This window comes from Pseudomonas sp. Sample_9, assembly GCF_004307535.1.
In the GTDB taxonomy this organism is placed as follows: Bacteria; Pseudomonadota; Gammaproteobacteria; order Pseudomonadales; family Pseudomonadaceae; genus Aquipseudomonas; species Aquipseudomonas mercuritolerans.
In genome coordinates, this window is sequence record NZ_RAZO01000098.1 from 5,298 (window position 1) to 24,210 (window position 18,913).

17 protein-coding genes are annotated in these 18,913 nt (G+C 60.5%); 7 read left to right on the forward strand and 10 right to left on the reverse strand.

Translation table 11 applies throughout. The features are described from left to right. Nucleotides 1-212: 212 nt before the first annotated feature. Both D6877_RS05135 and D6877_RS05140 read right to left on the reverse strand, forming a co-directional pair. The gene (locus D6877_RS05135) at nucleotides 213-1,529 is read right to left on the reverse strand and encodes a PAS domain-containing methyl-accepting chemotaxis protein (protein ID WP_130910072.1); all 1,317 of its coding nucleotides are present in this window, start codon (nucleotides 1,527-1,529) and stop codon (nucleotides 213-215) included. A 114-nt stretch (nucleotides 1,530-1,643) separates the two neighbouring features. Continuing rightward, nucleotides 1,644-2,957, reverse strand: coding sequence for an MFS transporter (locus D6877_RS05140; RefSeq protein WP_130910073.1), 1,314 nt, complete (start codon nucleotides 2,955-2,957; stop codon nucleotides 1,644-1,646). 339 nt (nucleotides 2,958-3,296) lie between these two features. Between D6877_RS05140 and D6877_RS05145 the strand changes: the two genes are divergently transcribed. After that, nucleotides 3,297-4,715, forward strand: a complete 1,419-nt coding sequence (locus D6877_RS05145) for a TIGR00366 family protein (RefSeq protein ID WP_016773194.1) — start codon at nucleotides 3,297-3,299, stop codon at nucleotides 4,713-4,715. Between the two features lie 36 nt (nucleotides 4,716-4,751). Here the strand turns inward: D6877_RS05145 and D6877_RS05150 are convergent, their stop codons facing one another. Together D6877_RS05150 and D6877_RS05155 are read right to left on the reverse strand one after the other, a co-directional pair. Then, nucleotides 4,752-5,096 carry a DUF86 domain-containing protein gene (locus tag D6877_RS05150; protein WP_130910074.1) on the reverse strand — a complete coding sequence of 115 codons (345 nt, stop codon included), beginning with the start codon at nucleotides 5,094-5,096 and terminating at the stop codon, nucleotides 4,752-4,754. Next, nucleotides 5,093-5,383 (reverse strand): nucleotidyltransferase domain-containing protein, encoded by a 291-nt coding sequence (locus tag D6877_RS05155; RefSeq protein ID WP_042609686.1) that lies wholly within the window; start codon nucleotides 5,381-5,383, stop codon nucleotides 5,093-5,095. The genes D6877_RS05150 and D6877_RS05155 overlap by 4 nt, the downstream gene beginning before the upstream one ends. Nucleotides 5,384-5,600: 217 nt before the next feature. Here D6877_RS05155 and D6877_RS05160 point away from each other — a divergent pair, with 217 nt between their 5' ends. Both D6877_RS05160 and D6877_RS05165 read left to right on the forward strand, forming a co-directional pair. Next, nucleotides 5,601-6,773, forward strand: a complete 1,173-nt coding sequence (locus D6877_RS05160; protein ID WP_130910075.1) for a hypothetical protein — start codon at nucleotides 5,601-5,603, stop codon at nucleotides 6,771-6,773. Nucleotides 6,774-6,948: 175 nt separating this feature from the next. Beyond that, the gene (locus D6877_RS05165) at nucleotides 6,949-7,473 is read left to right on the forward strand and encodes an SET domain-containing protein-lysine N-methyltransferase (protein WP_130910076.1); all 525 of its coding nucleotides are present in this window, start codon (nucleotides 6,949-6,951) and stop codon (nucleotides 7,471-7,473) included. Nucleotides 7,474-7,482: 9 nt separating this feature from the next. Here D6877_RS05165 and can read toward each other — a convergent pair whose 3' ends face one another. Then, nucleotides 7,483-8,127 (reverse strand): carbonate dehydratase, encoded by a 645-nt coding sequence (gene can, locus D6877_RS05170; RefSeq protein ID WP_039761245.1) that lies wholly within the window; start codon nucleotides 8,125-8,127, stop codon nucleotides 7,483-7,485. 140 nt (nucleotides 8,128-8,267) lie between these two features. Here can and D6877_RS05175 point away from each other — a divergent pair, with 140 nt between their 5' ends. Further along, nucleotides 8,268-8,672, forward strand: a complete 405-nt coding sequence (locus tag D6877_RS05175) for a serine kinase/phosphatase (RefSeq protein ID WP_130910077.1) — start codon at nucleotides 8,268-8,270, stop codon at nucleotides 8,670-8,672. A 120-nt stretch (nucleotides 8,673-8,792) separates the two neighbouring features. Here D6877_RS05175 and rimI read toward each other — a convergent pair whose 3' ends face one another. Beyond that, nucleotides 8,793-9,245 (reverse strand): ribosomal protein S18-alanine N-acetyltransferase, encoded by a 453-nt coding sequence (rimI, locus tag D6877_RS05180; RefSeq protein WP_076564123.1) that lies wholly within the window; start codon nucleotides 9,243-9,245, stop codon nucleotides 8,793-8,795. After that, nucleotides 9,238-9,984, reverse strand: coding sequence for an energy transducer TonB (locus D6877_RS05185; protein WP_130910081.1), 747 nt, complete (start codon nucleotides 9,982-9,984; stop codon nucleotides 9,238-9,240). Before D6877_RS05185 ends, rimI begins: the two co-directional genes overlap by 8 nt. A gap of 242 nt (nucleotides 9,985-10,226) precedes the next feature. Between D6877_RS05185 and mksB the strand changes: the two genes are divergently transcribed. The 3 genes from mksB to mksF are packed head-to-tail and all read left to right on the forward strand — an operon-like array spanning nucleotide 10,227 to nucleotide 15,035. After that, nucleotides 10,227-11,507 (forward strand): Mks condensin complex protein MksB, encoded by a 1,281-nt coding sequence (mksB, locus tag D6877_RS05190; protein ID WP_160768349.1) that lies wholly within the window; start codon nucleotides 10,227-10,229, stop codon nucleotides 11,505-11,507. Then, entirely contained in the window at nucleotides 11,497-12,198 is a 702-nt protein-coding gene (gene mksE, locus D6877_RS05195) for an Mks condensin complex protein MksE (protein ID WP_016773189.1), read from the forward strand. Before mksB ends, mksE begins: the two co-directional genes overlap by 11 nt. Continuing rightward, nucleotides 12,195-15,035, forward strand: coding sequence for an Mks condensin complex protein MksF (gene mksF / locus D6877_RS05200; protein ID WP_130910078.1), 2,841 nt, complete (start codon nucleotides 12,195-12,197; stop codon nucleotides 15,033-15,035). Before mksE ends, mksF begins: the two co-directional genes overlap by 4 nt. Before the next feature lie 177 nt (nucleotides 15,036-15,212). On the opposite strand, the gene D6877_RS05205 is transcribed toward mksF, so the two are convergent. Genes D6877_RS05205 through D6877_RS05215 form a run of 3 tightly spaced genes read right to left on the reverse strand, consistent with a single transcriptional unit; the run spans nucleotide 15,213 to nucleotide 18,778 of the window. Next, the gene (locus tag D6877_RS05205; protein WP_130910079.1) at nucleotides 15,213-17,516 is read right to left on the reverse strand and encodes an MlaD family protein; all 2,304 of its coding nucleotides are present in this window, start codon (nucleotides 17,514-17,516) and stop codon (nucleotides 15,213-15,215) included. After that, complete coding sequence (locus D6877_RS05210; protein ID WP_071173597.1) at nucleotides 17,509-18,132, reverse strand: paraquat-inducible protein A; 624 nt, start codon at nucleotides 18,130-18,132, stop codon at nucleotides 17,509-17,511. The genes D6877_RS05205 and D6877_RS05210 overlap by 8 nt, the downstream gene beginning before the upstream one ends. Further along, nucleotides 18,119-18,778 carry a paraquat-inducible protein A gene (locus tag D6877_RS05215; RefSeq protein WP_071173598.1) on the reverse strand — a complete coding sequence of 220 codons (660 nt, stop codon included), beginning with the start codon at nucleotides 18,776-18,778 and terminating at the stop codon, nucleotides 18,119-18,121. The genes D6877_RS05210 and D6877_RS05215 overlap by 14 nt, the downstream gene beginning before the upstream one ends. Nucleotides 18,779-18,913: the final 135 nt, after the last annotated feature.

An 18,913-nucleotide genomic window follows, 5' to 3' on the forward strand; every position in this document is an offset into this window, starting at 1 on the left:
GCAGGCGGTAGGCTTTGTTCAGGGGCACCGGACGGCGGTGGGAGACGCTCATGGGAATCTGCTCCGGAGGAAAAGGAGCCGATTGTAGCGTTGTCACTGGCGAAACACAGAACCTGTGGGAGCGAGCCTGCTCGCGAAAGCGGCGTGTCAGCCAACATTAATGTTGAATCGCCTTCGCGAGCAGGCTCGCTCCCACAGTTGATCAGTGTCGATCAGTGAGACAGCTGATTGGCAAACTGCCCCACCGCATCCACCACTTTCTGCGCACCGTCCTGAATCTCGACGATCACCGTGCCCGCCTCCGCCGCCAGCGCCAGGCCCTGTTCAGCCTGAAGCTTGCCGTCGGTCATCAGGGCCACGGCGTTGCGGGCCATTTCCTGGTTCTGTCGTACCACGCCGACGATTTCGTCCGTCGCCTGGCTGGTGCGCGAGGCCAGTTGCCGGACCTCGTCCGCGACCACGGCAAAACCACGGCCCTGCTCGCCGGCCCGGGCGGCTTCGATCGCGGCGTTGAGCGCCAGCAGGTTGGTCTGTTCGGCAATGCCGCTGATGGTTTTGACGATGGTGCCGATCACCAGCGACTGCTCGTTGAGCGCCTCGATACCTTCGCCAGCGGCTTGCATGTGCCGCGACAAATCACGCATCACGTTCACCGCTTCGGTGACGACCGTGGTGCCCCGTTGTGCGGTGCTGTCGGTCTGTTGCGAGGTGCTGTAAGCGATGCTGGCCGCGTCGGCAACCGCCTGCTCGCGGTTGACCTGATCGGTGATCACCGTGGCGAACTTCACCACTTTGTACAGTCTGTCGTTGGCATCGACCACCGGGTTGTAGGACGCCTCCAGCCACACCGTACGACCATGGCTGTCGATACGCTTGAAGCGGCCTGCGACGAATTCGCCGCTGTTCAAGCGCCGCCAGAAGTTCTGGTACTCGGCGCTGTTGTATTCTTCCGGGGCGCAGAACGTGCGGTGATGTTTGCCTTTGATCTGCGCCAGGCTGTAACCCATGCCGTTGAGGAACCGATCATTGGCGCTAAGCACATTGCCGTTGAGATCGAACTCGATCACGGCGGTAGAGCGCACCAGCGCGCCGATCAGGTTCTCATGCTCGCGGGAGGCTTCGATGGTGCGGGTCAGGTCGCTGGCGTAGAAGGAAATGTGTCTGATCCGGCCATCGGACGAGCGCACCGGTTGCACGATGGAACGCAGCCACGCCTCGTCGCCATTGCCGCGCAACAGGCGCACGGCGCCGGCGAAGTGCTCACCACGGCTCATCGAGTTTTTGAAGCGCTGATGGAATTCGTCGGTTTTGACGTGGGCCGGCACGATGTCTTCAATTGCCCGGCCGACCAGGTCCTGGCTCTTGTAGAGCATTTCATCGAGAAAATTCTGGTTGACCGAACGAATCCGCCCGTCGGGCTCAAGGGTCAGCGCGAGCATTTCGCTTTCCAGGCTTTCCTTCACTTGTACAAGGCTGGAGAGTTCTTCGCGCAGAGCGGCCAGCTCTTGTTTCAAGCGTTTATTGAACATGGGAAAGCACCGATGGCAGGGTAGTTAGCGGATACAACCTAGCCATCGGCCTTGCGCAGCTTTTCTGAAGCCAGCGCCAGATCCGTCAGTCGAAAATAATCCGGCGCTTGCGGCTCAGGCAGCGCCGGCAGCCTGACACGGTCCGGTACGTGGCATGCGCGCACCGAAATACGCCGCTGTCAGAACTCCCACCGCGCCCATCACTGCACAGAAGATTACGCAGACCCACGGGCTCCACGGCATCAGACCAATCAGCAACAGCGGCGTGATACTCGCCCACGCCGCGTAGGCAATGTTGTAGGTGAAGGAAATGCCCGACACGCGAATCCGCGCCGGGAACAACCCGACCATCACCGAAGGCACCGCACCCACTACCCCACAAGCGAGACCGGCGACCGCATAGGCCATGCCGATCCAATGCCCGCCCATGATCAGACAGCCATACAACACGCCAATGCCCAATGGCAGCAACAGGCTGTAGAGCATGACCGTGCGCCAGGCGCCGATGCGATCGACCAGCAGCCCCGCGATCACGCAGCCAATGTTGAGAAAGACGATGCCCAAGGCACTGAGGCCGAAGGTGTGGCTGGCGGTCATGCCGAAGGTTTTCTGCATCATGGTCGGGGTAATGACCACGAAGACCACCACCGCCGAGGTGAGTACGCAGGTGAGCAACATGGCCGGCAGCATGGCCAGACGATGTTCACGCAGCACCGTGCGCAGCGGCAGCTCGACCCGCGCCTCGCGTTGCGCTTCCATGGCCATGAACACCGGGGTTTCGCTGAGCCAGCGGCGCAGGTAAACGCCCACCACGCCGAACACGCCACCGAGCAGAAACGGATAGCGCCAGGCGTAATCGAGAATTTCGCCAGGCGTGAACACCTGCGCGAGGAAGGTCGCGGTGAGTGCGCCGATCAAGTAACCGAAGGTCAGGCCGGCCTGCAGAAAGCCCAAGGCGTAGCCGCGATGGCCGGTCGGTGCATGCTCGGCGACGAACACCCAGGCACTCGGCACTTCACCACCCACCGCCGCGCCTTGCAGAATGCGCAGCGCCAACAACAATAACGGGGCGAAATAGCCGATCTGTGCGTAGGTCGGCATGATCCCGATCAGCAGGCACGGCAGCGCCATCATCAGGATGCTCAGGCTGAACACCTTTTTGCGGCCCAGACGGTCGGCGAAATGCGCCATCAGAATCCCGCCCAGCGGCCGCGCCAGATAACCGGTGACGAAGATGCCGAAACTCTGCAGCAAACGCAGCCACTCGGGCATTTCCGGGGGGAAGAACAGCTGACTCAGGGTCAGTGCGAAGAATACGAAGATGATGAAATCGTAGATTTCCAGCGCCCCGCCGAGCGCCGCAAGGCCGAGGGTCTTGTAATCGGCACGGCTGAACGGCGCCGGTCGGGCTGGAGAATTGGCAGTCATGACAAAGAACTCAGGCATCGGCAAAAACCAAGGCGCTCATGGTCTACGCAAAAGCGCGGATCGACAACCCGTCAGACCATAGTCTCGGTTTGCGAAAACCTGCTCAACAAAAGGGCGGCGCTTGATTTACTGTTAGCGCCTGTCTGCTGGGCCACAGCTTACACAGCACCATGAATCCCGGTGGGAGCGAGCTTGCTCGCGAAGAGGCCGGTACATTCAAACATCACTGTTGACTGACCTGACGCCTTCGCGAGCAAGCTCGCTCCCACAAGGGACGGTGACAATGCTGAGATTGTGGCCAGAGACCAAAATAACCATAAAAAATCCGAGGTACTTCCCGTGGCCGTTGATATCGAAGATAGCCGCTCCGCGCGCTTTGCCCTGCGCTGTTCCAGTTTTGCCGAACGCTGGTTTCCCGACTCCTGGGTATTCGCCGCGTTGGCCGTGATCATCGTTGCGCTGGCCACTCTGGCCATGGGCGCCAAACCCACCGCTGCAGCGATGGCCTTCGGCGACGGCTTCTGGAGCCTGATCCCGTTCACCATGCAGATGGCCTTCGTGGTGATCGGCGGCTATGTCGTCGCCAGTTCTCCGCCCGCAGTCAAACTGATCGACAAACTGGCACGCATTCCGAAAAACGGCCGCTCCGCCGTGGCCTGGGTAGCGTTGATTTCGATGGTCGCATCGCTGCTCAATTGGGGTCTGTCGCTGGTATTCGGCGGGCTGCTGGTGCGCGCCCTCGCCCGCCGCACCGATCTGAAAATGGATTACCGCGCCGCCGGTGCCGCTGCGTATCTAGGTCTGGGCGCGGTGTGGGCGCTGGGCTTGTCATCGTCAGCCGCACAGTTGCAGGCCAACCCGGGCAGCCTGCCGCCGTCGATCCTGTCGATCACTGGCGTAATCCCGTTCACCGAAACCATTTTTCTCTGGCAGTCCGGGGTCATGCTGCTGGCGCTGATCGTGATTTCGATCATCATCGCCTACGCCACCGCGCCCGGGCCGAATTCGGCACGCGACGCCAAGGCCTGCGGCATCGACCCGGCGTTCAACCTGCCGCCGCTGCAACCGCGCACGCGCCCCGGCGAATGGCTGGAACACAGCCCTTTGCTGATCATCGTGTTGGTGCTGCTGGCGGCGGGATGGCTGTTTCACGAGTTTTCGACCAAACCGGCGATTACCGCGATTTCCGGCCTGAACACCTACAACTTCCTGTTCATCATGCTTGGCGCGCTGCTGCACTGGCGCCCGCGCAGCTTCCTTGATGCGGTGGCCCGTGCGGTGCCGACCACCACTGGCGTGTTGATCCAGTTTCCGTTGTACGGCTCGATCGCCGCACTGATGACCACGGTCAAAGGCGCCGATGCGCAAACCCTCGCGCATCACATCTCGACCTTCTTCGTCAGCATCGCCTCCCACGACACCTATGCGCTGCTGATGGGCGTCTATTCGGCGATTCTCGGTTTCTTCATCCCGTCCGGCGGCGGCAAATGGATCATCGAAGCGCCCTACGTGATGCAAGTCGCCAATGACCTGCAATACCACCTCGGCTGGGCAGTGCAGATCTACAACGCCGCCGAAGCACTGCCGAACCTGATCAACCCGTTCTACATGCTGCCGCTGCTGGGCGTGCTCGGGTTGAAGGCGCGGGATCTGATCGGCTTCTCGTTCGTGCAACTGCTGGTGCACACGCCACTGGTGCTGCTGTTGTTGTGGGCGCTGGGGACGACATTGGCGTATACGCCGCCGGTGATGCCGTAGGTAGACTTTAATACGCCTGTCTGCGGACAGGCGTATTCAACCTTGAGCGGTCAGAAGGGACTTCAACAGCACAGGCAACGCAACCTGAACGGTTTCCCAGACAACGTCCAGATTGATATCGAAATAACCGTGAGCAATTCGATTACGCATCCCACGCATGCTGCGCCACGGCACCTGCGCGTTTTCAACAGTGAACTCAGGGTAACGATCCATGATCTTGGTCGCTGCCTCTCCAATGATGATCAGGCTCATGATCACCGCTTGTTGCGTTCTCTTATCTTCAGCGAATTCATCTTTGTTCAGGCCCTCGACGAAGATAAGCGCATCGCTCGCGGCCTGACGAATATGTTCAAGATAATCATCTCGCCGGTTCTCGTTCATACGGGTCGCGCCTGATCAAGCACCTGCTGACGAAATTTCACTGGCAGGTCGCCGGGGGTCAGCACCTCGACCGCAACACCCAGCAGGTCTTCAAGCTCAACCTGAAGCCCGCCCAGATCAAAAAGCGTCGTGCCGGGCAGCGGGTCAACCAGCAGATCGAGATCGCTACCGTCCAGATCCGTCCCCAGCAATGCTGAACCAAATACACGCGGGTTGGCCACACGAAAGCGCCCGATCACTTCGCGGACGGCGGACCTTTGCATGTCGAGAGCAGTAGAAGGCTTCATGACTCACCCTTGGAAAATTCGATGTCGCTGCAGTCTAGCAGTGCGGACGCGCACCAGGCAGCGTGCTTGTTGGCACAGCCGTAACAATATGTGCGCTGCTTGGGTCATACCGCATTCAGGCAAGAATCCACACTCAACCGCTTTTCTGTCAAACACCACTGATCCACTATGAAGCGCCCCCAAATCGAGGGGAACCCACGCTGAAAAGGATCTGAGCATGTTCAAACTCGCAGGACTTACCCTCGTTGCACTGACGCTAAGCACCGCCGTCCACGCCGATGTCGACGTGAAACTGGGCAGCACCGAGCGCGTCACCCGGCTCTTCGCCTACCCCAACAATTGCAGCGTGATCTGCTTCCGCAACTGGACGCTGGAGCAGACCGTTGCTCACTACCTGAGCCAGAGCGTCCAGCGCGACGGTTACGCCGATGCCAAGGTGCTGGTCAAGACCGACAACGATCAGCTCTACGCCGAGATCACCGGAGTGCCGGATGGCTATGACAGGTCATTGTCCGCGCTGCTCGACGCCGGGGATCTGGCTTATGCCGGCGCCAGCAAGCTCAATGCCGATGGCAAGTGGGCCTACAGTTGGTATCTGTTCCTGCCACTGGGCATGGCGCTGGAGAATCGCAAGAGCGTCGAGTTGCTGCACTTCCCGCCTGACTACTCGCTGACCCAGGCGCAGGATTATCTGCGCTCGAACACCACCGACCGCTGGGCGACTTTGCTGACCGATAACGGCATCCCTGCCGGGCAGACGCCGGCTTATCAGACCATCATCGACATCGCGCCGATCGCCGCGCCGTCCAACGCCGGCGGGGATCTGGAGGACGTCTATGACTACTTCAAGGATTACCAGACCACGCTGGTCAAGCAGTTCAGTAAGACCGCCAGCGGCACGACGCTGCCGATGGTTGCGTTCGGGGCGCCGGTGCGCAACTGGATCAAGGAACAGTATGGGCCGACGGTGGGCGTATTGGGTCTGGCAAGCATCAGTCCGAGCGAAGGGGTGAACGTGCCGGTGCTCGGTTCCAACCATCCGAGCTATATCTGGTACGCCGCCGATCCGAAGAGCTATACCGGCGACGATGCCCAGGCCAAGGCTGACGCGGCGGGCCTGAAAGTCATGGGCCAGGATTTGAGTGCTGCCTGCTGGCAGGCGGCAATGGGCAGCAAACCGGGCAGCGATGCGCAGGCCACGCTGAACAGTTGCACGCAAACATGGCAAGTGACGCAAAAGGTCAAAACCTGCGAGTTGTTCTATACCTCGATTCGCGATCTCAGCGCCGAACAAGCCGCTGCCAAGTGCGCAACGCCACCGGTCAAGACGCAACTGCAACAGCTGAAAGCGCCACTGCCTGCGGCCGCCGTGCCCGCACCTGCTTTGTAATCGTTGCCGCAGTAACCCCGTGTCAGCCAATGCTGACGCGGGATAACGGCGATCGCGCCTGTCAGGTTTGACAGTAGACCAGTAGTTTCAATTGCGCGACGCTTGGATCCAATCATGCATCGCCAGGCGAGGCATGGGCACAACCCGGAGGCAATACCCACCGACAAGGACTGTTATGAACAATCAAGCCATGGGCCGGCACTCGACGCGCGACACCGAAGGCATCTATCCCTTCGCCGGACTTCCCGTGCGGCTGGGCTTTCCATCCTGCGACGACTTCCAGATCATCCGCAACGAACGAGGCGTTGCCACGGCAGTGGTCGCGCGCCGTGAGTTTCTGCGCATCAGCCGAATGTGCCGGGTTTCCGGGCAATTGCTGCCCTATCGCTGTCGACAGACCCGTCAGTTGCAAACCGGCATCCACGTTTACGATCCGCGCTTTTGCGGGGTGCTGGAACACGCCTGCGACCCGAATGTATTTCTCGACATGAGCGAGTTGTGGCTGTGGGCCTTGAAAGATATCCACAGCGGCGAACATCTGAGCATCGATTACGCATCGACCGAAGACAAACTGCTACGCCAGTTCGCCTGCGATTGCGGCGCGTCGCGCTGCCGTGGGTGGATCACCGGTTACGACGAACCACCCACGCCTGAAGGCCAGCGCTTTTTACAGCGCTGGCGGCATCCAGGCCGAAGCTGAAAGCTACGGTTACGGCGCGCCGACCGGACGCAAACGGTATTGCGGCGGCAACTGTTCGAAACCACTGATGGTGGTATTGAGACTTTTCCAGCGGCCATCCTTGATCCCGTAGATGCAGCCGTGGATCGACAGGGGCTGGCCGCGATGCCAGGCGTTCTGGATGATGCTGGTGTGCGCGACGTTGGCCACTTGCTGGATCACGTTGAGTTCGCACATGCGATCGACCTGCTCTTCTTCGGTCGCCAGCTTGGCCAGCTCTTCGCGTTTCTCGTAATACAGATCGCGGATCGAGCGCAGCCAGCCGTCAATCAGGCCAAACTGGCGATCCTGCATCGACGCACGCACACCGCCGCAGCCGTAGTGGCCGGTGACGAGGATGTGCTTCACCTTGAGCACATCAACCGCGTACTGGATCACGGACAGGCAGTTGAGGTCGGTGTGCAGCACGACGTTGGCCACGTTGCGGTGCACGAACAGATCGCCCGGCAGCATGCCGACGATTTCATTGGCCGGTACGCGTGCGTCGGAGCAACCGATCCATAGATATTCCGGAGTCTGCTGGCGCGCCAGTTTGGCGAAGAAATCCGGGTCTTCCTTGGTGATCGCGTCAGCCCAACGCTCGTTGTTATCAATCAGGTCTTGTAGATCGTGCATGGATAAGGCCTCAAGAAAGATGCGCAGGTTTGATAGACGACCACCCTTCGAAGTCACGCCGCCAGCGCAAAGTGTTTTCGTTGGAATTCTCGCGCGCCCGGTGAGTCCACTCAGTAAGGCCCACACTATGAGGAATTGCCATGACTGATTCACGACGCCCTTATGATGCGGTGCAACCGGAACCCATCGATGATAACGAAGACCGCATGGGCTCGGTGCACGAGCTGGACTTTGACGACGAAGAGCCCAGCGCGAAGATCGGCGATGAGCTGCCCGAGCGTGAACGTGAACAATTGATGCCTGCTGAGCGAGTGCGTGAGGCGGGTATGACCGGGGCCTCGGTGGACGATCACCAGCCGACTGATGATGACCTGAGCCCTGAGACTTTGATTCGCGAGGATGGTGCGCGCGATGCCGAGGAAGTCGGCGAAGGCAATCCGGCGGATTGGGATTTGAGCGAGGTCGGTGAAAACGACATCGGCGGCGGTGACGGGCTGGATGAGGCGGAACTGGCGGATCTGGATCCGCTGGATGGCAAGCGCTGATCCGCTGACTTTGAATTTGCCCCCTGTAGGAGCTGCCGAAGGCTGCGATCTTTTGATTTTGCTTTGGATCTTACAAAAACAGGATCAAAAGATCGCAACCTTCGGCAGCTCCTACAGGGCTTAATCCACCAAGGTACAGGCCATCACCACCGCATCCTCACGCCCGCCCACCGCCGGATAATAATCGCGACGCCGGCCGATCTCGTTGAAGCCATAACGCTCATACAACCTGAACGCAGCAGTATTACTGTCGCGCACTTCGAGAAAACATTCGCGAGCCTCGGCCGCATACGCCCGCGACATCAAATGCTCAAGCAACGTCAGGCCCAACCCGCGCCCCTGATTTTCCGGCTTGACGGTGATATTGAGCAGGTGCGCCTCATCAAGAATGATCTGCACCACACCGTGGCCCACCTGCTGCTGCCCTTCGAACATCAGCCAGATCTGGTATTTGCCCAGGCCATCGAGAAAAATCCCCCGCGTCCACGGATGGCTGTACGCGGCGTATTCGATCTTCAACACAGCGTCCAGGTCCGCCTCGGTCATCGGGCGAAAGGTTACAGCCTCACTCATCGGATTGTTTCCAGCGCGCCATCAGCCGACGCATGGCTTGCCACACAGCGGCCTTGCGCTGTGGCTCTTCCATTAACAGTTCCAGACCGGGAATCGCCCAAGCCAGGCCCAGACCTTCGATCTGCAATTCACTATTGAACGCTTCGGCGCCCGCTTCCCCGGCAAATTTCACCGCCGGCAGGCCGATCAGCCACAGACAGGCGCAGGGCGCCGCTTCCATCTGCACCGAGAGGAAGCCTTGCACGAAGTCGCGCGCCGCTTCCGGGCCTTGATCCAGCGTGCCGCGATTGAGCCACGGCCAGCGCACAGGTTCGCCGACGATTTGCGGCGCATCCGGCAGACCGGCGGCGCGCAGCATGTCCTTGAGCAGCAGGTAGGCCGGATCGCGACTCTGAAACGCTTCGCCTGTGGGTAACTCGACCAGCAGCAGGCAACGCCCGGCGCGCAGCAGTTGCAGGGCGAAACGCGGCGGCGGCACTGGCGCAGGCTTGACCACCACCGGCGTGTCGTCGACTTCCTCCACCGGTTTGGCGCCGTTGCGGGTACTGGCCAGCGACGGACGCGGCACCTCGATTTTCGGTCGCTCGGCCTGACGCGCGGCAGGCTGCGCCGGTGCTTCGGCCTGAGGCGCCGGAACAACCGGTACCTCAAGCTCAGGCTCGGGCATCTCCAGCAGCTCGGGCCGCGACGGTGCGGCGAAAGGCAGTTCGGTGCGCGGCAGCCAGTTGACCACCTGCATGGCGTTCAAATAGGCGCGGCGGCGGGACTCGATAAGCAAAGGTCGGCCACTTGTGGATAACGGAAAGTGCGCTGATTCTACCGCCCTTCGCACAAGATCGCTCGCTGTTGATCGATACCCCGCGCTGCGCTGCGCCGCTGCCCTTTGGCCAAAGAATGCGACAGCCCGTCCCGAGAGTGAATCGCCGCGCCTGTGATGCAGTACAATCGCCGCTTTTAATCGCCAACCAGCCGGCCATTCCGATGATCGAACCCAAGCGCGTCTTGCGCGCCCTCGCTGAACACTGGGCACTTCTGGAGCCACTGTGCGAGCACTTCGACCAAGGCACCCTGAGCCTCAACGAACTGCGCACGCAACTGGCCGCCCAACAACTCGACAGTACGCCGCAGGACATCACCAGCCTGCTCGACGTGTGGATTCGCCTCGACATTCTGGTTCCGGTGGCGAAAAGCCCGAACCGTTTCGAGCTCAACGCGCAGATCCACGACTTCCTCGCCTACCTGCGCCGCGAACACCGCCTCGGTCTGTGCCTGGAAATCGAAGCCTACCTGCGTCACCTTGAGCGTCTGGCCGGTTATATCCAGGACGCTTTCGACGTTCGTGATGGCAACGATCTGGCGCGCCAGCTGCGCTTGCTCGACATGCGCGTGCGCGACGTCCTGAAGAAACTCGACAACGATGAACAAGCCCTGGTGGCAGTGGCCGAACGGGCGAAGACCAGCGACCGGCAGATTCCGCTGCGTCAGCGGTACGCCGAAGTCCTGGCGACGTGGGACGAATACGTCGAGCCGATGATCGATCTGGTCAACGCCGACGGTGCCTTCGAGCAAGGCGTGCGCAAGGTCGAAACGGTGCTGCTGAAGATGCTCAGCGAACAGCAGCGCCTCGGCCATCTGGTCGATGACGACATGCTCCTGCGCACCCACGCGCGCATCCTCGAAATGCAGACCAGCGCGCAACTGACCCTGCGTCATGCCCGCGAACTGCTGCTGCCGCTGCGTGAAGAAGCGCGTCGGCACAACGCCGTGACCCGTGGCGCCGCATTGGCGCTGGCGGCGATCCGGCGTAAAGGCATCGACGCCGTGCCGCAAGCGGCGATGCCGCTGTTCACCCGTCCGCAAAGCACCTTCCTGGGCAGCGCCAGTCAGGTCGAAGCCTACGTTTATGCGCTGGCGCGTTTCGAGCCGAAACCGGCGCGCTTCCCCAAGGCGCACAAAACCCAGAAGGCGGGCGACGCTCCACGTGCACCGCGCACCGTGCGCGAGATGGTCGATCGCTGCGAAGAGTCGCTGCCGATGCCGGATCTGATGACCTGGCTGCTGGAGCAGGAACCGGACGGCGCCACCGACGAATTGCTTTACTGGTTCTCGCGCCTGTCGCGGGAAAAACGCTTCAAGCGCGAGCGTCTGGAACGCCGCGAATATCACACTCACGAGCATCAGGTCAGCCTGCGCTCCTTCGCCCTGCTCTCGGCCAGCGACACCGCCGCCGAGGATTCTGCGAGCATCCCAAATGCATCTTGATCTTTCCGAACTGTCGCAACTGGCGCCGATCTTCCGCGAGTTGTTCAAGGGTTACCACGTCAGCCGCCGTGATCCCGAGCTGTACGCACAACTGTCGAATTTCCAGGACCAGTACCGCACGCTGTTCAAGGCGTTGGGCTTTGAACTGGTCTGCGACACCCGTGGTTTCTATTACTTCGTGCCGGACATGGCCGCAGCAGCGGTGAACAAGACCGCCCAGCGTCTGGCGCTGTTCACCTTCATCCTCGTCGAGCACCTGGCCGATCAGGGCCGCGACCCGATTGCCGTGCTCGACGGCGGCAGCCTCGGCCGCGAAGAATTGCCGTCGCTGCTGGATAAATACCGCGACCTGTTCATCCAGGCCGAAGTGCAGACCGTCGAAGAACTCGAAGAAAAAATCATGCGCCGCATGACCCAGCTCGGTTTTGCCGGCGAAGAAAACGGCGTCTACCGCTTCCTGCCGCCGATGCATCGCTTCCTCGACGTGTGCCTGTCGGTGCAGCAGGACCGCGACCTGGCAGCCAGCGTCCACAGCGTTCTGCCGCTGCCGGCACCGGTGCTGATCGACGAAGAAGCCGAAGCGAAATTCCTCGAAACCGACGATCCGCTCGATCTTTCCGAATTTGAAGAAGAAAGCGAAGAAGACGCACTGGCCCGCGCCATTGCCGAAGAACAGGAGTCCGATGCATGAGCCAGGAACGCTACGGCATCCGCCGCTTTGCCCTTTTGAACACCGCCGGTTACAGCCTCGGTCTGTTCCCGCTGGAAGAACCGCTGTCGGTTTACGGCGCGAACAACCTCGGCAAGTCAGCGTCGATCAACGCCTTGCAGTTCCCGATTCTGGCGCGCATGTCCGACATGAGCTTCGGCAAGTACAGCCTGGAACAATCGCGGCGCTTCTACTTCGCTTCCGACACCAGTTACATCCTCGTTGAAGTCAATCTGCCCCACGGCCCCCACGTGATCGGCGTGGTCGGTCGCGGCCCGGGCGGCGGTTTCGGGCACCAGTTCTTCGCCTACGCCGGCAAGCTCGATCTGGCCCACTACCAGAAAAACGACACTTGCCTGCGTCAGAAAGAGCTGTTCAGCAATCTCGAAAAAGAAGGCCTGAAGGCTTACGAGCTCAAGCCCGACGAACTGCGCCGTTTGCTGGTTGGCGGCCACACGTCGATCCCGCTCGACCTGACGCTGATCCCGCTGCGCTCCACCAGCGAGCAGAGCCTGAAGACCTTCCGCGCGCTGTTCATCAACCTGCTGCACATGCGCGAAATCACCGCGGCCAAGCTCAAGCAGCTGTTCCTCGATGCCTTCGAACACAGCCTGCGTTCGGGCAGCGTCGATTACATCGCCGCGTGCGAAGAAGCCTTCCGCGACGTGCGGCGCATGGAGCAGGACTACAACTCGCTGGTCGCCGCCGGCCCATTGGTTGAAGCGCTGGCCAACGGCGTGAAACAGCGCGATGTGCTGCGCGGCAAACTGCATCGCCTGTCGCCGCTGCTCGATTCCTTGCTCGGCACCTGGTCGGACTACGCCACGGCGCGCAAGGAAGAGCTGACCATCCAGGCCGAGCACTACCGTCGCGAGCAGGACGATCTGCAAAACGATCAGCGCGGCGGCACTCAGGAACTGATGCGTCTGGAGCGGGAAATTTCCGGCATCCAGCGCTGGCTCGGTGAGCTGTCGGTATTGAAGAACCGCTTCGCCCTGGTCGATGACGTCAAAGTGCTCGAGCAACAATTGCTCGCCGCCAAGGATGCTCACGATGAACTGGCCGGTGCCCTGGCGCAGTCGCGTCAGTTCAGTGCCGAAGATCTCGAAGAGCGTCTGCGCGATCTGGAAAAACGCCTGAAGTCGGTGAAGCAACAACTCGACCACGCTGATAACAACAGCTACGCCCGCCTGCGTGAAGAGTTCTCGCAACAGGACGTCGAACGCCTGATGCGCCTGTTCAACAGCGCGCTGTTCAGCCTGCCGCTGGGTGAACATGGCATCACCCTCGACGAGAACGGCGAGTGGGTCAAATCGGTCGAGCTGATTCTTGACGGCTTCAAGGGCGAGCGCTTCGAAGTGCCGGGCCTGTCCATCGACATCTCGCACATCGAGCCGCCGGCCCTGCAAGCGCTGGCCGACCGCGCCGCGTTGCGCGATCAGAAGGAGCGTCTGGAAAAAGAGCTCAAGCAACTGAAAACCCAGCAAGCCGTGGCCGCCGACCGCGCCGCGAGCAAGACCCAGACCGAGGAGCTGTATCAGCAAGTACTGGACGCGCAGAAGGCGCTGGAAGATTTCCGTCGCACCCAGACACTGAGCGCCGAAGAAAGCGACAAACTCGAACAACTGGCGCAGATGGAAGCTGCGCAGGACGAACTCAAGCGCTCCAGCGATGCCTTCACCGAGCGCGTCCAGCAACTGTCGGCCAAGCTGCAACTGGTCGGCCGGCAGATCGCCGACATGGAAGCCAAGCAGCGCACCCTCGACGACGCGCTGCGCCGTCGCCAGTTGCTGCCGGCGGACCTGCCGTTCGGTACGCCGTTCATGGATCCGGTCGATGATTCGATGGACAACCTGCTGCCGCTGCTCAACGACTATCAGGACAGCTGGCAGGGTCTGCTGCGCGCCGATGGGCAGATCGAGGCGCTGTATGCGCAGGTGCGTCTGAAAGGCGTGGCCAAGTTCGACAGCGAAGACGACATGGAGCGGCGTCTGTCGCTGCTGATCAACGCTTACGCACACCGCACCGATGAAGCGCTGACCTTAGGCAAGGCGCGGCGCGCGGCGGTCACCGACATCGCCCGCACCCTGCGCAACATCCGCAGCGACTACGACAGCCTCGAGCATCAACTGGCGTTGTTCAACCGCGAGATCAACAAGCGTCAGGTTTCCAACCTGCAGAGCTTCCGCATCGTCCTCGCGCCGAACAAGGAAGCGCTCAAGCACATCGACCAGATCATCCACAGCGCCGGCCAGTATGAGGAAGGCGAAACACTGTCGGTGTTTGACCTCAGCCAGAGCGCCGAGCAGGACAACAAGAACGAAGAGGCTAAGGAATACCTCGCGCGGCTGGTGGCGGCGAACCACAACCAGCTCGGCCTCAAGGATTTGTTCGAACTGGCCTTCGAGATCACCAAGGTCAACGGCCAACCGGTGATCCACACCGATATCGATGGCGCAGCGTCCAACGGTACGACCATGACCATCAAAGCACTGACAAACATGTACTTGTTGCTGCATTTGATGGATCGCGATCTGGCCGGCCGCGTGCGTCTGCCGTACTACCTCGACGAGGCGGCGGACATCGACGAGAAGAACCAGGCGGCGCTGCTGGAAACCAGTCTGCAACTAGGCTTCGTGCCGATTCTGGCGAGTGTGAAGCCGCAAGTCTGCGCCAGTGTCGCGATCGACCTGGAAGGCGGCAGCGGCCCGGCGGGGATCTACATCGATGAGGCGGACTGGAAGTACATCCGCCGCCATGATGTGGTCAAGGCCACGCTGAATGTGCAGGCGGACGAGCCGGAGCTGGATGCGGTTTGATCGGCTTTAGCTGAAGGCAAAAAAAGGGCCGCGATCTGATGAGATCGCGGCCCTTTTTTATCGCCTGGATTTTGTGTTGATTTGGCTGGCCCCTTCGCGAGCAGGCTCGCTCCCACAGTTGGAATGCGTTCCCCTGTGGGAGCGAGCCTGCTCGCGAAGACGTCTCAACAGACGCCACTATTTACCAAGCTGAATCTTCGGCGCCCAGGTCAGCCATTCATCCTCGAACTTGTCGAACAGCGGGAACGTCTGCTCGGCCCGCGCCGGGTTGCCCATGCGCTCGCCATCCGGGGTGGCGAAAGCAATCCCGCCCTGAATCAGCGTCTCCAGCGATTCGGTCCGAACCGTCACGCCCTTGAACAACCCATAATCGAAGCCCACGCCGCTGGTGTTCCAGAAGCGGCTGCCGCTGCGCACCAGTGGCGCGTACTTCGGCTCGATCAGGATGTGCACCAACACACGGTCAGCCGTTTGGCCCAACTCATAACCGGTGACCTTGCCGACCGTGATTTCGCGGTAGGTCACCGGCACACCCGGCTTCAACGAACCGCGACGTGCGGCGCTCAACACCAGACTCAGACCCGCTTCCTGTTTGGTGACTTCCGGCGCCTCGGCCAAGGCAACGAAGTTCTTCTGCGGGCCGAGATTCTTCGCCGCCGGCTGGACTTCGATGTATTTACCGGTGACCAGCGTCTCCAGGTTCTGCGTCTTGATCAGGCCCAGCTCCGGCTTGACCACCCAGAACTGACTGCCGACCCGCGCAATCTTCTCCGGCACTTCAGTGATGCGAGCGGTGAGGATCACCGACTGCATGTCATCGGTCAGATCGACGCTTTCAATCTTGCCGACATCGAGCCCCTTGAAACGTACCGGCGTACCGCTGCTCAAGCCGTCAGCGCGATCAACCTTGATCGTCACTACCGCGCCTTTCTTGTTCGCCTCATCGTGATCGGCAAACAGACGGAAGCGCGGGATACGTTTCTTCAACGGCGCATTGGCCTGCGGCGTTTCGAAGGCGATACCGCCGGCCATCAGGGTTTGCAGGGATTCACTCTTGACCTGAATGCCGCCGGTCAAGCCACCCGTGAGGGTAATGCCGCTGACGTTCCAGAAGCGCGTCGAGGCGTTGACCAGGTTTTCGTATTCCTTCTCGATGTGCACGCCGATGACCAGTTGCTTCTTGGTTCGGGAGAACTGGTAGCTCTGCACCGAACCGACCTTGACCTGCTTGTACAGAATCGGACTGCCGACATCGATCGAACCCAGCGAATCGGTGAACAACACCAGATGCAGGCCCGGCGAACGCAGGTCCAGCGGCGGTGCTTTCGGTCGCGCTTCGAACTCGCGTTTCGGCGCAGCGCCTTTGTCGCCCGGACGCACGGCGATGTAGTTACCTTTCACCAGCGCTTCCAGGCCGGTAATACCGGCAAGGGAAATCGACGGTTTGACCACCCAGAACTGCGTGCCCTCAACCAGATAGTCTTCGGCCAACGGATCAAGGGTCAGCTCGGCTGTTGCGCTGTTCAGATCCGGATCGACCTTAAGCGCTTTCAGGTTGCCGACCTGAATGCCTTTGTACATCACCGGCGTGCGACCAGCCTGCAGGCCTTCGAAGTCGCTGAGTTTGACCTTTACGCGAATCCCGGCAGCGGCGGCGTCGAAGTCTTCATAGAGACGGAACGGCAGGCTCGGGTCAGTCGGTGGACTGTCCTTGCGATTCTCCGGCGTAGCGAAGGCGATGCCCCCAGCGACGATGCTGGCCAAGGACTCGCTACGGACTTTCACACCGGACAGGTTGGCGTCGATGCTGATGCCGCTGGCGTTCCAGAAACGTGTGTGTTTGCGCACCAGTTTGGCGTAGGTCGGCTCGATGAACACCTTCAGTTCAACGGTGCTCTGGTCCTCGGAAAGCACATAGCTTTTGACCTGGCCGACTTTGATCTGCTTGTAGAACACCGGGCTGCCGCGATTCAACGAGCCGAGGCGATCGGCCTTGATGGTCAGGTGCAGACCGGGCTTGGCGTCGGACAGCGGCGGCTCTTCGGCCAATGCCTTGAACTTGCGCACGGGCTCGCCTTCACCGGGACTGATCGCAACATAGTTACCCGAGACCAGCGTTTCCAGACCAGTGATACCGGCCAAGGTCACGCTCGGTTTGACCAGCCAGAACCGTGTGCTGGTCTTCAGGTACTGCTCGACGTCCTTGTTCATTTCGATGGTGGCGATCACGCCTTTGGAGTTGCCTTCATCGTCGAGCTTGAGCGTCTTGACCTTGCCGACCGGCATGCCTTTGTAAACCACTTCGGTCTTGTTGGCCTGGATCCCTTCGCCGCTTTCGAAGCGCACCTGTATTTCGATGCCGGTTTCCGACCAGGCACGCCAGCCGAGCCAGCCGCCGATGATCAGCGCGATCAGAGGCAGCACCCAAATGGCCGACCAGTTCGAAGCCGGTCGGGTTTTCGCTACAGGCAAATCAGTCATGGTCGTCGTCCGACTCCGTGTTATCCCAAATCAGTCGGGGATCGAAAGTTACTGCGGCGAGCATCGTCAGAATCACCACAGAGGCGAAGGCGACGGCGCCCAGATTGGCTTCGACACTGGCTATCCGGCCGAAGTTGACGACCGCCACGAGAATGGCGATCACGAAAATATCGAGCATCGACCAGCGGCCAATGAACTCGATGAATCGGTACATCCAGATGCGCTGACGGGCCGACAATGGCTGCCGGCGCTGCACGGAAAACAGCAGCAGCGCGATGCCGACCAGTTTGAACGTGGGCACCAGAATACTGGCGATGAACACCACGCTTGCGATCGGAATCATGCCGTGCTGCACCAGTTCAATCACCCCGGACATGATGGTGCTCGGTTCACCCTGGCCCAGGGAGCTGACCGTCATGATCGGCAAGACGTTGGCCGGAATATAGATAATGGCTGCCGTGATCAACAGCGCCCAGGTGCGGGTCAGGCTGTTGGGGCGGCGAGCGTGCACCTGCGCGCCGCAGCGGGTACAGCTTTGCTCATCGACGTCAGCTTCCTGCTTGTTCAGTTCGTGGCATTCGGTGCACACCAGAATGCCCGCATCAATCGCCCGCATGGGCATCCTCTCCTGATAATGCCTGCCAGATCTGATGCGGTGACATCACCACCTCCAGCCAGACTTGTACCAACAACAAGCCAATGAAACATGCCAGCCCGAGGCCGACGGTGATTGCTGCCATATCCGCCAGCTTCACGATCGCGACGAGGACGCCCATGAGGTAGACCTCGAGCATGCCCCAGTCTCTGAGGTGGTGGTAAATACGATAGAGCAACAAGCCATAACTACGGCCGACATTGAAGCGGATCGTCAGTAGGACAAACAGCTGGCACAACAACTTGAGTAACGGTATGGCCATGCTGCAAAGGAAGACGACAATCGACACACCTTGCATGTCGGTGTTGAACAGGCCGACTACGCCACTCCAGACCGTATCCTGCGAAGATTGCCCGAGGATATTGAGTTGCATGATGGGTAAAAAGTTTGCCGGTACGTAAAGTAATAACGCGGCGATTACCAGCGCGAGGCTGCGCTGCACCACGTTATGGCGGTGCGCATATAACTCGTAGCCGCAGCGCGGGCAGAGAGCCTTCTCACCATGGGCAAGTGTCGGCTTGCGCATCAGCAGGTCGCACTCGTGACAGGCTATCAAGTCTTCCAGCGGTAAATCTGACAGCCCGGGGGCGTCAACCGATTCTGACATACAGGCTCTGGCTCCGATAAAGATGGGGCTATTCTAGTGTTCTGCTTCGAAAATAACTGTGCAATTTTGTTCGCCGTAGCGCTGAAAACTTTCTCGCAGGCAAAACAAAACCCCAACTGCTTTCGCAATTGGGGT